Annotated in this window: 14 protein-coding genes; 12 read left to right on the top strand and 2 right to left on the bottom strand. The window is 72.0% G+C overall.

Annotated features, from left to right (window positions below; translation table 11 throughout):
- Positions 1 to 56: 56 nt before the first annotated feature.
- From ACWGL3_RS17030 to ACWGL3_RS16975, 12 genes are all read left to right on the top strand, one after another.
- Entirely contained in the window at positions 57 to 578 is a 522-nt protein-coding gene (locus ACWGL3_RS17030; RefSeq protein WP_267944790.1) for a hypothetical protein, read from the top strand.
- 312 nt (positions 579 to 890) lie between these two features.
- Positions 891 to 4,511, top strand: a complete 3,621-nt coding sequence (locus ACWGL3_RS17025; RefSeq protein ID WP_452461520.1) for a DNA/RNA non-specific endonuclease — start codon at positions 891 to 893, stop codon at positions 4,509 to 4,511.
- A gap of 14 nt (positions 4,512 to 4,525) precedes the next feature.
- The gene (locus tag ACWGL3_RS17020) at positions 4,526 to 4,954 is read left to right on the top strand and encodes a hypothetical protein (RefSeq protein ID WP_267944788.1); all 429 of its coding nucleotides are present in this window, start codon (positions 4,526 to 4,528) and stop codon (positions 4,952 to 4,954) included.
- Positions 4,955 to 5,153: 199 nt separating this feature from the next.
- Positions 5,154 to 5,645: an SRPBCC family protein gene (locus tag ACWGL3_RS17015; protein ID WP_267944787.1), complete on the top strand. Its 492-nt coding sequence runs from the start codon at positions 5,154 to 5,156 to the stop codon at positions 5,643 to 5,645.
- 534 nt (positions 5,646 to 6,179) lie between these two features.
- The gene (locus ACWGL3_RS17010; protein ID WP_267944786.1) at positions 6,180 to 6,308 is read left to right on the top strand and encodes a hypothetical protein; all 129 of its coding nucleotides are present in this window, start codon (positions 6,180 to 6,182) and stop codon (positions 6,306 to 6,308) included.
- Positions 6,309 to 6,579: 271 nt separating this feature from the next.
- Complete coding sequence (locus ACWGL3_RS17005; protein WP_452461519.1) at positions 6,580 to 9,405, top strand: DUF4040 family protein; 2,826 nt, start codon at positions 6,580 to 6,582, stop codon at positions 9,403 to 9,405.
- On the top strand, positions 9,402 to 9,710 hold the full coding sequence (locus tag ACWGL3_RS17000; RefSeq protein WP_267944784.1) for a sodium:proton antiporter: 309 nt from the start codon (positions 9,402 to 9,404) through the stop codon (positions 9,708 to 9,710). Before ACWGL3_RS17005 ends, ACWGL3_RS17000 begins: the two co-directional genes overlap by 4 nt.
- On the top strand, positions 9,707 to 11,245 hold the full coding sequence (locus tag ACWGL3_RS16995; RefSeq protein ID WP_452461518.1) for a monovalent cation/H+ antiporter subunit D family protein: 1,539 nt from the start codon (positions 9,707 to 9,709) through the stop codon (positions 11,243 to 11,245). Before ACWGL3_RS17000 ends, ACWGL3_RS16995 begins: the two co-directional genes overlap by 4 nt.
- On the top strand, positions 11,242 to 11,622 hold the full coding sequence (locus tag ACWGL3_RS16990; protein WP_452461517.1) for a Na+/H+ antiporter subunit E: 381 nt from the start codon (positions 11,242 to 11,244) through the stop codon (positions 11,620 to 11,622). The genes ACWGL3_RS16995 and ACWGL3_RS16990 overlap by 4 nt, the downstream gene beginning before the upstream one ends.
- A complete protein-coding gene (locus ACWGL3_RS16985) occupies positions 11,619 to 11,876 on the top strand; it encodes a monovalent cation/H+ antiporter complex subunit F (RefSeq protein WP_267944781.1) in 258 nt (85 codons plus the stop codon). Before ACWGL3_RS16990 ends, ACWGL3_RS16985 begins: the two co-directional genes overlap by 4 nt.
- Positions 11,873 to 12,226 (top strand): monovalent cation/H(+) antiporter subunit G, encoded by a 354-nt coding sequence (gene mnhG / locus ACWGL3_RS16980; protein WP_452461516.1) that lies wholly within the window; start codon positions 11,873 to 11,875, stop codon positions 12,224 to 12,226. The genes ACWGL3_RS16985 and mnhG overlap by 4 nt, the downstream gene beginning before the upstream one ends.
- A gap of 55 nt (positions 12,227 to 12,281) precedes the next feature.
- Positions 12,282 to 13,007, top strand: coding sequence for a GIDE domain-containing protein (locus tag ACWGL3_RS16975; protein ID WP_452461515.1), 726 nt, complete (start codon positions 12,282 to 12,284; stop codon positions 13,005 to 13,007).
- A 504-nt stretch (positions 13,008 to 13,511) separates the two neighbouring features.
- Here the strand turns inward: ACWGL3_RS16975 and ACWGL3_RS16970 are convergent.
- Together ACWGL3_RS16970 and ACWGL3_RS16965 are read right to left on the bottom strand one after the other, a co-directional pair.
- Positions 13,512 to 13,895 carry an Imm32 family immunity protein gene (locus ACWGL3_RS16970; RefSeq protein WP_452461514.1) on the bottom strand — a complete coding sequence of 128 codons (384 nt, stop codon included), beginning with the start codon at positions 13,893 to 13,895 and terminating at the stop codon, positions 13,512 to 13,514.
- Between the two features lie 98 nt (positions 13,896 to 13,993).
- A partial coding sequence (locus tag ACWGL3_RS16965; RefSeq protein WP_452461513.1) for a transposase occupies positions 13,994 to 14,300 on the bottom strand: 307 nt, incomplete at its 5' end.

Below are 14,300 nucleotides of genomic sequence, written 5' to 3'. Positions count from 1 at the left end.
GCCGCCTCCCCGGCGGCCGACGGCCGCCCCGACGCCCCCGACGTGAAGGGATCACGATGAGCACCACCACCGCGGTCAGCGACCTCGCCGTCCGCATCCACGCGATCGACTGGGACGGCGACCTGGAGCACACGCGGTCGCGGGTCGCGCTGATGCGCGAGTACCTGCGCCGCTCGGCCGTGTGGACGCGTGCCCTGGGCGCCAAGGGGTGGCCGTTCTACGACATCGCGGAGTTCGCGGCGCCGGGCGTGCGCGCCGCCGACGAGGTGGTCGAAGGCGTGCTGGGGAGCCCGGTGATCATCGCGCAGTACCCGACGGTGGGCAAGAGCTGCGTGTGGGCGCTGCACATGGCGGCGGCCCGCGACGCCGGGGCGTCCCTGCCCGACCTGCCCGACCCCTTCGAGCCGCTGATCCGCATGTACGAGCGCGGCGGCGGCTTCTCCCTGTCGACCACCGGCACGATCGACATCGACGCCGCGGGCCTGTACCGGGGCACGCTCCCCACCCACCTCGGGGACGAGCCCAGGGCCCCCGAGACCGAGGCCGGGCTCGACGCCCTCGACGGCGCCGGCGCCTGACCCTCCCCCGGGGCCGGCGCCCCCCGCCCCCCCCCCCCCCCCCCCCCCGCCCCCCCCCCCCCCCCCCCCCGCCCCCCCCCCCCCCCCCCCCCCCCCCCCCCCCCCCCCCCCCCCCCCCCCCCCCGCCGCCGAACCCTTCCCCCGCCCCCTCCCACCGGTGCCAGCCCCCACCGGCCGCCCGGACCCGCTCCGCCCGACCCCCCTCGGCCCGGGACGCGGATCCGCCCCGCGCAGACACGTACGGAACCCGGGAAGCACCGCGGCCCCGCACCGCCCGCGACCTTCCCCCGGCACTGGTAACGGTGGTCCCCCTTGTCCGACCTGATCGATCCGAGCGGCTTTCCCGTCCCCGAGACCCTCACGTACGCCCTCGACGCCGTGGCCGCGAAGCTGAAGACCGACGGCACCGACCTCACCGACACCACCGCCGACATCACCGGCGCCTGGGGCGGGCTGCAGGGCATCTACACCGCCCCCGAGGACCAGGACCTCTTCACCGTCCTCAACCCGCTCACCGGCGACGCCGAGGACGTGTCCGGCGCGCTGTCCAGCGCCTCCGGGGCGCTCATCGACTTCGCCGAGAAGGTCCGCGACATCAAGGCGCGCTGGGCCACCCTCAAGACCGACTCCTACGCGTTCCTCAGCAGCATCGACTACGGGAACAAGGAGGACTGGGACGAGGGCAGCGGCTTCCTCTGGTGGAAGGAGGAGAGCGAGAACGTCACCAAGCACAACGACCTCCTCGACCGGGCCGCGGGCCTGATGCACGAGTTCGAGGAGGCGGAGCGGACCTGCGCCAACGCCATCACCGGGCTGTTCGGCGGCACCACGTTCATCGCCCAGAGGGCCGACGGGTCGGTCACGGCGGGCGACGGCGAGTTCGTGTACGGCTTCGACGCGCCCCTGGAGGGCATCGCCATGGAGTGGGGGGCGCCGCAGACGACCGACCACGCCTGGTACAACGACGTCGGCGACGCCGTCGGCGACTTCTTCGTGGGCATCGCCGAGGACGTCGGCGGGATGGTCGGCGCGCACGGCCCGGACGGGTGGTTCGCCGGGAACTGGGGCGACAACCTCTGGGAGTACTGGGGCGGCACCGTCGAGGGCCTGGGCGCGCTGGTGGGCGTCGGCAAGGACGAGAACGGCGAGTGGGGCTTCTCCTGGGAGACCGCGGGCAACGCCTGGAAGGATGCGGCCCACGCGGTCGTGCCGTGGGAGGAGTGGGGCGAGCGGCCCTGGTACGTCATCGGCACGGCGGCCCTCAACATCGGCGCGACGGTGGGCGGCGCGCTGCTCACCGCCACCGGTGTCGGCGCGGTCGTGGGAGTGCCGCTCATGGCCTGGCGCGGCGCCAACATCGTCAACGCGGTCGGCGGCAGCCGCACCCCGGACGTGCCGGACCTGTCGGAGTTCCCCGGAGGCATCGACCCGTCGGTGCTGGCCCGGGTGCCCCGGTTCGGCGACGGGTCCATCACCCCGGTGGATCTGAGCGACCTGGCCGACCTGGACCTCAGCCCCGCGGACCTCGGGCGGATGACCGACGCGCTGGAGCGGCTCAACGCCGCCGGCACCCCGGACCTCCCGGACGGCGACGGGCGGCGCACCACGGGCGACGGCTCCGACGGCGACACGGGGTCCGACGCCGAGCCCACCGGGGACACGGGGTCCGTGCCGCGCGGGACGACGAACACGAACACGGATCCGGAGCCGGAGAACGACAACCGCCGGAACGGGGACTCCGGCTCCGAGGAGACCGTCGACCCGACCGCCGACCAGCTCGACGCGGGCGCGGACTTCCTGGACGGCGTGGACCCGGAGTCGCGCCGCGACCTGGCGGAGGGGCTGGACGGGGAGCAGAACCGCTGGGTCGCCTCCCAGGTGCCCGACGACGCGGCCGCGCTCGACGACACGCCTGTGGACCGCTTCGAGGCCGACCACGAGAGGGTCGAGGTCGACAGCGCGGGCAACGAGATCGACGCCCGCGACGACGGCACGTTCGACAACAGCGTGGACGGTGCCACGGGGCTGGACGGCCCGCGGGGCGGCACGACCGTGGTGGACGCGGACACCGGGTCGGGACGGGGCGGCAACGGCGGGTCCGATGGGTCGGACCGCGGCCACCACGGCGCGGACGGCGGCGGCCTGCCGGAGCGTCCGGACGGCGACCTCACCCCGGACGGCGACCTCGCCCCGGACCGCACCGACGGCGCCGACGGCCCGGACGGGGAGCGCCCGGAGCACGTCCAGCGGGCCGGAGGGTCCGAGGGCGACAACAACCCCTCGGCCAACCTGGAGGAGGGGCCGGGCTTCTTCGACAGCCAGGGCGACCACATCGAGGTGGGGCGCCGGGACGAGACCGGCACCTACTTCGACGACGAGGGCAACCGGTACATCGACGTGCCGGAGAGCGCCGAGGCCCTGGAGCGCTACAACGAGATCCGCGCCGACGACGGCGACGTCGACCGCATCTCCGAGAACACCGGCTTCGACCCGGACGTCATCGACGAGATCAAGCAGCACCTGTTCTTCCGCGAGCACCCGGACGTCCCGGTGCCGCCGGACGGGACGACCCAGCGCAGCGGCCGGTTCGCCCCCATGGACCACATCGCCGACCTGTGGCGCAAGGCCGAGGCGGGCACCCTGGACGCCTCGGAGGCGGCCCACTTCCGCCGTCTGGTCATGCACGAGTACGTCGAGGCCCGGCTGATGGACGAGGGCGTCCCCTACCGTTCGCGCGATCCGCAGCTGTGGAGCGACGACACCTACACGCCGGACCCGGACCGGAACGGCGCGCACGACATCGCGCCCCGGGAAGGCGGACCCAACGCCTTCAACCTGTGGGAGAAGTGGGGCATCCCCTCACCCGACCCGGACTTCCGGATCTCCGACGACCTGTCCAACCTGGACGGGTACGTCGACTCGGCGCTGGACTGGTGGCGCGACCGCAACCCCTACGACGGCGCGGCGAACCGGCCCTCCTTCGAGCACACCCAGAGGCTCGACGCGGGGGACCCGGGTTTCCCCGGGGAGAACCAGCGGTTCGGGACAGGGGCGAACGGGGCCGAGGTCCGCCTGGATCCCGACACCCTCTACCGGGTGGAGGGCCGGGGGGTCTTCATCACCGACTCCGACGGCAGGATCACCCACGTCGAGACCCGGGCCGGGACGGACACCCAGGGCAACCCCGAACTCGTCTACCCCAGGCCGAACGCCACGTACTACGTCGACAGCCCCAGGACGGGCGGGCAGCTCGTCTACGAGACCGACGCCAGGTCCAGGACGGTCTCCATCGAGGGCGAGCTCAGGCCGGGGAGGGAGTCGCGCAACAACGAGCAGACCGCCATCGGCCACGAGGGCAGGAACTACTTCGAGGAGTACAACGCGCGCGACGACGCGGAGTACGTCTACGACACCTCCACCTGGCAGGGCGGGCACGTCGTCGCGAGCAACTTCTTCGCCGGCCCCGGGGAGCGCATCAACATCATCCCCATGCTCAAATCCCTGAACCACACCGGCGGGGGTGCGACCTTCCTCCAGAACTGGGGGCGCCTCGAATACCTCTGGAACGGGATCCTCTCCGGGGATGACGGGCGCCTGGGCCGGGCGTACAGCACCGAGTACGCGGAGGGCCAGCCGGGCGGGAAGCCGGCGCTCATCGACCACTGGCGCGACCTCGCCGGCGACAATCCCTCGATCACGTTCCGGGTGGAACTCAAATACGATGACTCGCTTCCGGATTTCGACCGGGAAAAATTCCAGGCGAGGCAGGAAAACCTCAATAGCTATGCGGATCGGTATGACAGAGACCGGCCTACGGAAATGGATACCCTGGGGGCCCCGCCTGGGGAAATCGTGGTAGACTGGTCGCTTAATGGCGAGGACCAGGCGATGTTGGTATATGACAACCATCCCACGCGGACTCCGGTGAATTAGTGGAGGGAAATTCGATGGATCTTGCCAAGCAGCAGGAGCTGGTGCGCGACATGGCCCTTGAGCTGGTCGGGGCCGCCCCGGCCGGCTGGACCTCGATGAATTACAGGTATGACTACATCGGGGGTGCTGCGGCGAGCGAGAATCTCGTGACCTTCGAGAGTGGAGAAACAAAGAGGAAGCGTCACCCGTATTCCGTCAGCCAGAAGGCCAAGTTCCTCAAGGGCGAGATGTACGAGGAGGGCAAGGGGACATGGCTGGCCATGTCGATTCTGGTGACCCGTCCGGAGAAGTTCAAGGCGGAATTCCATTACGACAGGGAGCTTGGGGTCCACCCGATTCCTCCGTCGCCGGACAGCTATGTCTTCGAGCTGAGCAAGTTCCCCCGGGACGACGACGCGCTCTCCGACTGGCTCAGGGAGAAGATCGCCCAGGCGCAGGGCTAGGGCGTGTCCTGGAAGCGGCTGGATTCCCCTGCCCCGCGTCGGCCCCGGCGCGCCCTCGTCCTTCTCTGACAGGGCGGCAGACGCCATGACCACGCGGACCGGGGGAGCCGTTCACACGTCGGGCACATGGCGTGGCTGAATACCATGAGGTGAGGCTGCACGTGCATGCCACACCACTCGGGAACCGGAGCGCTCGGTCATGAAGTACACCGTCTCGATCGAGGTCGCCCTACCGCGGGAGAGGGTGGCACAGCTGCTCGCGGACCCGGCACACATGTCGAAGTGGCTGCGGGGCCTGGTACTGCACGAGCCGCTGAGCGGGGTGCACGGGCAGGTCGGTACCACCTCGCGGGTCGTGATGCAGGCGGGAAAGCAGAAGATGGAGTGCACCGAGACCGTCACGCGCCGGGAACCGGCCAACCTGCGCGGGATCCCGAAAGAGCAGGTCGTTCACTTCGACCGCGAGATCGTCGGCGAGGGCATGTGGAGCGCGGCGCGCGACCGGCTGACCGAAGCCGGTCCGGAGACGACCCTCTGGGCGAGCGAGAACGAGTACCGGTTCAGCGGTGTGATGATGCGGCTGGTGGGGCTCCTGATGCCCGGCGCCTTCCGCAAGCAGTCGCACCAGCACATGCAGGACTTCAAAGCCTTCGCCGAGCAGGGAAAGGACGTCCGCGAGGCGAAGGGCTGATCGACGATCAGCGTTCGTCTCCCGCAGGGTGCGGAACGGCCGAGGCGACGGCGGGCCGACCGCTGGACCCCCTCCACGCCGACGGGTGGTCGGGCCGGCGCCCCCGGCGGCGGACATGAAGAAAGCTCCTGGTAGACGGATTCACGACCACATGACCGGTCCGCCAGGAGCTTCGCGTGCCCGTCTGCCATCGATCCGTCCAGCCGCATCCTGCAGCGCCTCCCCGGCCTTCCCACAGTTCACCGACTCCGCCTCGGCTCCCGGTGGAGCCGCCGCAGGCCCGACCCCGGTACCCCTACGGACCGGATTCGCCGGACAGGGCGTCCTTCCGGAGGCGCGGGTGTGTCGTGGGGCACCCCGCCCCTTTTCACGGAACAGCAGCTGGTAGGGTCTGTGCCGTTGTCGGTTTTGCGTAAGACGGGAGGGGAGTTGGCCGTGCAGTCGTCGCCTTCCCCGTTCACGTCGTCCTCGCCGAGCCGTCGTTCCTCTCGGCCGCCCTTCTGCGCGCGGCCCTCTCTCGCAGCCACCGGGCGGATGCGCTTCGCCGAGCGCTACAAGATCTCGGTCCGCAACCCCCGCCCCCTGGGCACCAACGGCTACTCCACCTCGTGGGGCACCAACGCCCACGGTGAGCTCAGCGCCTGCCCGCCCGGACGCAGCTGACCCGTTCCCTCGCCAGAGGGCTCTCTCTTTCACGCAACGACCTCTCCCGCCGCACGTGCGCGCACGGGCCGCTTCGGCGTACCCGGGCAGCACACACCCGTAGCGGGTAGGACGGGCCTGCCCCGTCCCGGTCGTGCGCGCGGCACTCCCGGAGTGCCCCACACCATCCTCGCTCCCTGATCGCCGGTGGTCCCGTGCCCGTGGGCACGACCGCCCCCCGGTGTGCGCCAGCATGCCCGGGGACCGGCGAGGAACCGTGAAAGGACGCGGCGTGCCGCTGCTCCTCCTCCTTGCTGTACTCACAGTGACCGTACTGTCCGTTCCCGTGCTCGACCGCCTGCTGGGCCGTGCCACCGGGTGGCCCCTGGCCGCGGTGCTCGCGCTGCTCACCGCCGCCGTCCTGGCCCGCGGCCCCGACCTCTGGGACGGGGGCCCGGCGTTGGAGGCCTCCCTGCCCTGGATGCCCGCCCTGGGCATCGGGATGTCCCTGCGCATGGACGGCCTGGCCTGGCTGTTCTGCGTCCTGGTCCTGGGCGTGGGCGCGCTCGTCACGGCCTACTCCGCCCGCTACTTCCCGCCCGGGCGCCGCACCGGTTTCTACGTGCTGATGAGCGCCTTCGCCCTGGCGATGACGGGGCTGGTGCTGGCCGACGACATCGTCCTGCTGTTCGTCTTCTGGGAGCTGACCACGATCTGCTCCTTCTACCTGATCGGCCTGTCGGGCCCCTCGGCGTCCCGGCCCGCGGTGCGCACCTTCCTGCTCACCGCACTGGGCGGACTCGCCCTGCTCGCGGCGGTCGTGCTGCTGTGGGTGCGCACCGGCACCACCCGGCTCAGCACCATCCTGGGCGACCTGTCCTGGACCCAGGACACCGGCTTCACCACCGCGGTCGCGGTGCTGGTCATCGTCGCGGTGTTCACCAAGTCCGCCCAGTTCCCCTTCCACTACTGGCTCCCCGACGCCATGGCCGCCAGCACCCCGGTCAGCGCCTACCTGCACGCCGCCGCCATGGTCAAGGCCGGCGTCTACCTGGCGATGCGGTTCTCCCCGGCCTTCGCCGACACGGCCGTGTGGGGCACCACCCTGATCGTCACGGGCCTGGCCACCGCCCTCTTGGGAGCAGCGCTCGCCCTGCGCAGCCACGACCTCAAGAAGCTGACCGCCTACTCCACCGTCAGCCAGCTCGGCTTCCTCATCGCCGTCATCGGCGTGGGCACCACCCAGGCGCTCATCGCCGCCGCCGTCCACACCCTGGCCCACGCCCTGTTCAAGGCGACGCTGTTCATGGCGGTCGGCGTCGTCGACCACCAGACCGGAACCCGGGACCTGCGCGAACTCGGCGGCCTCCGGCGTGCCATGCCCGTGACCGCGACGGTCAGCGCGCTGGCCGCGCTGTCCATGGCGGGGGTGCCGCCCCTGCTGGGGTTCGTCAGCAAGGAGAACCTCTTCGAGGCCCTGCTGCACACGCCCGGCCCCGCCTGGCTCGGCCCGCTCGCCGCCGTCGCGGCGGTCCTGGCCGCGGCGCTGACCGTCGCCTACGCCTTCCGGTTCGTGTACGGGACCTTCGGCGGAGCCCGGGTGCGCCACCCCGGTCCGCACCGGCCCCGGGAGGCGGGCGCCCTCTTCCTGGCCGCCCCGGCCGCCGCCGCCCTGGCCGGCCTGGCCCTGGGCCCGGCGGCGCCGCTGCTGAACCCCATGGCCGAACGCGCCGCGGCCGACGCCACAGGCGAACAGGCGCAGGCGCACCTGGCGCTGTGGCACGGCGTCAACCCTGCCCTGGCGATGTCGGCGGCCGCCCTGCTCCTCGGAGCCCTCGTGGCCTGGGGCGCCACCGTGCGGGACCCCGCGTCCTCCCGGCTGCGGCTCCCGGTGACGGGCACGGGCGTCTTCGAGCGCGTCCACGCCGGGCTCATCGCCCTGGGCGCGCGCACCGGCGACCCGACCCGCAGCGACGCACCGGCCCGGCACCTGGCCGTGCCGTTCGTCCTGATCATCGTGTTCGCCGCCGCGATGGCCGTCCTGGGCCCGGACTACGGGACACCGGCGGACGGGACCTCCCGGCCCCTCGACTGGATGATGGTCGCCCTCGTGGCCGTCTCGGTGCTCACCGCCGTGGTGACCCGGTCCCGGCTGGCGGCCCTGGCCCTGACCGGTGTCGCGGGGTTCGCCGTCGCCCTCTGGTTCCTGTTCCTGGGCGCCGTCGACGTGGCCCTCACCCAGCTCCTGGTGGAGATCCTGACCGTGGTCGTGGCCGTCCTGGTCCTGCGCCGGCTGCCGGCCCGGTTCCACCGCGCCCGACCCTCGCGCACCGCCGCCACCGCGCTGATCGCCGTCGCCGCCGGCACGGCCGCGGGGCTGGGCGCCTACCTGCTCACCGGACGCCGGGAACCCTCGGCGGTGAGCACCCACCTGTTGGAGAACGCGCCCGCCGACACCGGCGGCACCAACGTCGTCAACACCATCCTGGTCGACTACCGGGCCCTGGACACCCTGGGCGAGCTCACCGTCCTGGGCGTGGCCGGGCTCATCATCATCGCCGTCCTGCACTCCTCGGGGCTCACCGCCAACGGCGGGCCCCAGCCGACAGTGGCCCGCACCAATCCGGTCCGGGACGCCGACGCCAACACCGTCATCATGCGCACCGTCGCCCGCGTGCTGATCCCGCTGCTCCTGATCTGGTCCGCCTACCTGCTCCTGCGCGGACACAACGCGCCCGGAGGCGGGTTCATCGGCGGACTGGTCGGCGGCTCGGCCTTCGCCCTGGCCTACCTGGTGGCGCCCAGCGCCTCCGTGGCGCGCATCCGCCTGGCCTACCCGGCCTTCATCGCCGCCGGGGTGGTCACCGCCGTGGCCTCCGGGCTGCTCGGCCTCGCCGACGGCTCCTTCCTGCGGCCCCTGCACGCGGACATCCCGCTGCCGTGGGGCGGCCACTACCACTTCACCAGCGCGCTCGTCTTCGACGTCGGCGTCTACCTGGCCGTGGTCGGCGTGATCCTGACCGCCCTCAACCAGCTGGGCCTGCCGCGCACCGGCGCCGCACCCGAACGCACCGCCGTTCCCGAACGACACGACACGGCCACCGGAGGCACCCGATGACCCTGGCCATCACCATCGGCGTCCTGATCGCCGGAGCCGTCTACCTCGTCCTGCAACGCGGCATGGTCCGCATCGTCCTGGGCTTCGTCCTGCTCAGCCACGGCGTCAACCTCCTGCTGATGTCCGCCGGCGGTGTCTCCCGAAGGGAGGCGCCCCTCCTCGCCGGTGGAGGCGGGGAAGCCCTGGCCGACCCGCTCCCGCAGGCGTTCGTCCTGACCGCCATCGTCATCGCCTTCTCCATCACCATCTACATGCTCACCCTCGCCGCCACCGGCAAGGGCGACGACACCGAGGACGCCTCATGAACACCGTGCTCCTCCCGCTCCTGGTCGCGGCGCCCCTGCTCGGCGCCGCCCTGCTGACCGTCCTGCCCACCGGACGGCTCGCCCGGTTCCTGCTCCTGGGCACCAGCGCCGGCGCGCTCGCCACCGGACTGGCCCTGCTCGCGGCCACCCGGGACGGACAGGTGTACGCCCACCAGGTGGGCCTGTGGCCCGCCGGGGTGGCCATCCCGTTCGTCGCCGACACCTTCAGCGCCCTGATGGTCACCACCACGGCCCTGCTCGTCCTGGTGTGCTCGGCCTTCGCCGTCGCCACCGGCGAGGCCGAACGCCGCTTCTTCGCCCCGCTGGTCCTGGTGCTCTCGGCCGGCGTCTACGGGGCGCTGCTCACCGCCGACCTGTTCAACCTGTTCGTCTTCGTCGAGGTGATGCTGCTGCCCTCCTACGGGCTGATGGCCATCGCCGGAACCCTGCACGGCCTGCGCGGCGGACGCACCTACGTCACCGCCAACCTGCTCACCTCCACCGTCTTCCTCGCCGGCGTCGCCCTGGTGTACGGCACCGCCGGGACCGTCCACCTGGGCGAACTCGCCGGCGCCGCCCAGGACTCGCCCGTGGTCGCCGTCGCCATGGGCCTGGTCCTGCTGGCGATGACGGTCAAGGCCGCCGTCGTCCCCGTGCACGGATGGCTGGTGCGCACCTACACCGCGCCCTCCCCGGCCGTGACCGCCCTGTTCTCCGGCCTGCACACCAAGGTCGCCATCTACGTGATCTACCGCCTGTACGCCCTCGTCTTCGACGGCGAGGCCTCACTGCTGTGGATCGGCCTGGTCGTGTTCACCGCGACCATGGCCGTCGGCGTCCTGGGCGCGGTCGGCGAGACCACCACCCGCTCGATCCTGGTCTTCCACATGGTCAGCCAGATCGGCTACATCCTGCTCGGCGTCGCCCTGTTCACCGAGCTCGGCCTCATGGCCGGGATCTTCTACCTCGTCCACCACATGGTGGTCAAGGCCTCCCTGTTCCTGTCCACCGGCGCGATCGAGCACGTCCACGGCACCGGGGACCTCGAACGGCTGCGCGGCGCGGCCCGCGGGCAACCGCTGCTGGCCCTGGCCTTCCTGGGCGCGGCCCTGTCCCTGGCCGGGCTGCCGCCCTTCTCCGGGTTCGTCGCCAAGCTGACCCTGGTCGCCGCGGCCCTGGACGCCGGGCAGTGGAGCGTCGCCGCGATCGCCGTCGCCGTCAGCCTCATCACGCTGATGTCGATGCTCAAGATCTGGGGCTCGGTCTTCTGGGGCCCACCGCCCGGGACCGGGCCCGCACCGGAACCCGGACCGGGGCAGGCGCCCGCAGCCGCCGGCGGCACCGCCACCGCCGCTCCGGCCGCCACCCGGGCCCCGGCCCGGATCAGGACCGGACTGGTCCTGCCGGCCGTGGCCCTGACCGCGGTCACCCTGTGCGTCGGCCTGGGAGCCCAGGTCCTGCTCGACCTGAGCGCACAGGCCGCCGCCCACCTGCTGGACACCTCTGCCTACGTCGAGGCGGTGACGAACCGATGAACGGCCTGCTGCGCAGGGCCGCGCGCATCGCGTGGTTCCCCTTCTTCTACGGAACCCGGGTGGTGACCTCCTCGTTCCGGGTCGCCAGGGACATCCTCACCCCCGGCAGCTCGGCGACGCCCGCCTTCCTGAAGGTGCCGCTGCGCTGCCGCACCGACACGGAGATCACCGCCATCGCCAACATGGTCTCCCTGACCCCCGGCACCGTCACCGTGGCCACGCGCACGGACCCGCCCACGCTGTGGGTCCACGGCCTGTACACCGACGACGAACAGGCCTTCCACGACGATATCCGCCAGATGGAGGACTACCTGCTGGCCATCACCCGTCCCCGGGACACGCACCCGCGCACCACCGCGGGAGAGGAGCACCGTTGAACCCGCTCGACATCGCCCTGCTGCTCCTCGGAGCCGCCATGGTGGCCGCCGTCCACCGGATCCTCACCGGTCCCCACCAGGCCGACCGGGCCGCCGGATCCGACATCGTCTTCCTCGGGTTCGTCGGCATCGTCATCGTCCTGGGTCTGCGCCTGGACTCCGCCGCGGTGGTCGACCTCGTCCTGGTGTGCGCCCTCATCGGGTTCCTCGCCGCCCTGTCCCTGGCCCGACTCGTCTCCGGAGGCAAACGATGACCCCTCTCGAAGGACTCGCCCTCCTCTGCGTCCTGGCCGGCGCGGCCGTCTTCGCCGTCGGAGCCTGGGGCCTGGTGCGCCTGGACGACTTCTACGCCCGCCTGCACGGGGTCTCGATCGCGGCCGGGCTGGGCACGCCGCTGCTCCTGCTCGGACTCCTGCTGTGGTTCCCCACCGTGGAGAACGCCGTCAAGATCGGCCTGGCCCTGCTCGTGCAGCTGGCCACCGCGGCCGTCGGAGGCAACGCCCTGGCCCGCGCCGGCTACCTGGCCGGCACCCCCGCCGCCCCGCGCACCCGGCGCGACGCCCTCGCCGAGGCCGACCGGGCGCCGCACAGCGAACAGGACTGACCGGGACCGCCCCGCCCCGGCGGCCCACCGCCGGGGCGGGGGAGGGAGGACACTCATGGACGACATGCTGGTGGGCGAGGTCCGCACCTCGCTGCAGGTCCTCGCCCTCGTGGCCACGGCGGTCACCGGGCTGCTGCTCCGGCTCGCGCACCGGGCCCACACCCGGCTGCGCACCCTGGAGCAGGCGCACGCCCCGCCCCTGCGCGACCTGCCCGCGCCCGGGACCGAGGTCGCGGTCGACGGCAACGCCGAGACGGGCCCCGACGGCCTGCTCACCGCGCCGTACTCGGGGGTCTCCTGCGTGTGGTTCCGCATCGAGGTGTGGGACCGCAGCCCCAACCCCGACACCTACCACGAGAGGATCCGCCACACCCTGCTCTACTCCAGGCAGAGCCGCACGCCGTTCACTCTGCGCGACCGGACCGGCGCGGTGCTGTGTGAGCCGGACCGCGCCGCGGGGGACCGGCTGCCCCTCACCCACGAGTCGTTCGAGCCGGGGGAAGGGGGCGGTGGCGGGACCCCGAGCGCCGAACACGTGGCCCCCGACAGCGGGCGCGTCTTCCTGGAGTGGGCCATCGTCCCGGGGACCCGGCTGCTGGTGCACGGGACGGTCGCGTGCAGGGACGGCAGGACCGTGATCCGCTCCACCGACGAGGACACGCTGCTCGTCTCCACACGCCCCGCGCCCGAGTTCAGGGACGCCCAGCGGATGACGATCCTCTTCACGGCCCTGGCCTTCGCGGCTTCGCTGGCGGGTTTCGTGTGGCTCGCCCTCACCTGAGAAGGCGGGGTGCGGCCGGCCGCGGGCCACGGCGGGGTTCCCAGGACCTGTTCCAGGAGGTCGGCGGCAGCCCTCCGGTTCAGGACGGTGGCTCGGTCCTCGACCGACCGTTCGGGGCCCGGGGGCGCCCGGACGAGAAACCGCGCCGGGCACCCGGCCTGCGCCGGCGTCTCCCCCCGAAGCCGCTGGCAGGCCGACCGTCCCCGGCCGGGCCTCCGGGAGAACCGTGCCTAGACGAGTAGATCCGAAGTTCGGGCCCGGCAAAGGGGCGAGGATGTCCATGATCCGTGTGTGACGACAGACCTGAGCATCCTCTTCACCGCATGTAGGTGGAGATCGACGACGAGATCGGGGGACCCGATGCCTCGGCGGGCCGCCGCCGCTCAGCGACTCCGACCCCGTCTGTCTGGCGATGGCGGCCGGCATCTGGCACAACAACAAGATCGGTGCACCGGTCACCAGGTCGCCGGTCGCCTACGATCACTGATCGCGGCAGCCCCCGCTTCACCGGGTCGGCATGCCTCCGTGCGGACTGTTGACCACCAACGGCACAGACCCTTCCGCGAGGTAGAAGTGTTCGGGGTAGTAGTCGATGTGGAGGTGACCTCCGTCCTCGGCGGAGGCCATGGCGCGCACATTGTCCGCGAGCACTGCCCTCTCTGCGGCGTCACCGCTGATCACAAGGATCTGCCGCTCGGAATCAAGGTGGATGAGGATCCCGGGGCCGGGCGTCTTCCTGACCTCGACCCCCGCCAGGGCGCCAGTGGCCGGCGCCGTGGAGCCGAACCGCCCCTCGCCCTCGGCCACCGCATCTGCCAGACGGTTCAGCTCTTCCGTCGACGCCGTGAGATCCACTTCGTCGCACACGGTGTCCCAGTTGAGTGTCACGGGCAGCACTCCCTCGAGGTCGGACTCCCATGATGCCTGCCGGCCGGCGAACGCCATCGGGCACTTCGGATCTATTCGTCTAGGGCCTGTTTGGTAAGTCAGAGCCATTCGTTGATGGCAGCGATCCGGACGGTGGCCTCGTAGCGAAGGGCGAGCTTGTCGTAGCGCGTGGCCACCGCCCGGTTGCGTTTGAGCCGGTTGATCCCGCACTCCACCGCGTGCCGGGCCCGGTAGTCGACCTTGTCAAAGCCCGGCGGGCGCCCACCGGCCCGCCCCTTGCGCTCCCGGTTGCGCACCCGGTCCAAGGGTTCGGGAATCGTCGCTTTGACCTTGCGTCTGCGCAGGTAGGAGCGGATTCTCTTCGAGCTGTAGGCCTTATCGGCGCGCACCCGCACCGGGCGGGTG

Source organism: Nocardiopsis sp. NPDC055824 (assembly GCF_053616335.1).
The sequence above is the reverse complement of the archived record's forward strand: the minus strand, read 5'-3'. Positions and strand labels throughout refer to the sequence as shown.

What these genes read in the sequence shown, in the direction of transcription:
- ACWGL3_RS17030 (WP_267944790.1), top strand. Translation starts at nt 57, where the DNA reads ATGAGCACCACCACCGCGGTCAGCGACCTCGCCGTCCGCATCCACGCG.
- ACWGL3_RS17020 (WP_267944788.1), top strand. Translation starts at nt 4,526, where the DNA reads ATGGATCTTGCCAAGCAGCAGGAGCTGGTGCGCGACATGGCCCTTGAG.
- ACWGL3_RS17015 (WP_267944787.1), top strand. Translation starts at nt 5,154, where the DNA reads ATGAAGTACACCGTCTCGATCGAGGTCGCCCTACCGCGGGAGAGGGTG.
- ACWGL3_RS17010 (WP_267944786.1), top strand. Translation starts at nt 6,180, where the DNA reads ATGCGCTTCGCCGAGCGCTACAAGATCTCGGTCCGCAACCCCCGCCCC.
- ACWGL3_RS17000 (WP_267944784.1), top strand. Translation starts at nt 9,402, where the DNA reads ATGACCCTGGCCATCACCATCGGCGTCCTGATCGCCGGAGCCGTCTAC.
- ACWGL3_RS16995 (WP_452461518.1), top strand. Translation starts at nt 9,707, where the DNA reads ATGAACACCGTGCTCCTCCCGCTCCTGGTCGCGGCGCCCCTGCTCGGC.
- ACWGL3_RS16990 (WP_452461517.1), top strand. Translation starts at nt 11,242, where the DNA reads ATGAACGGCCTGCTGCGCAGGGCCGCGCGCATCGCGTGGTTCCCCTTC.
- mnhG (WP_452461516.1), top strand. Translation starts at nt 11,873, where the DNA reads ATGACCCCTCTCGAAGGACTCGCCCTCCTCTGCGTCCTGGCCGGCGCG.
- ACWGL3_RS16975 (WP_452461515.1), top strand. Translation starts at nt 12,282, where the DNA reads ATGGACGACATGCTGGTGGGCGAGGTCCGCACCTCGCTGCAGGTCCTC.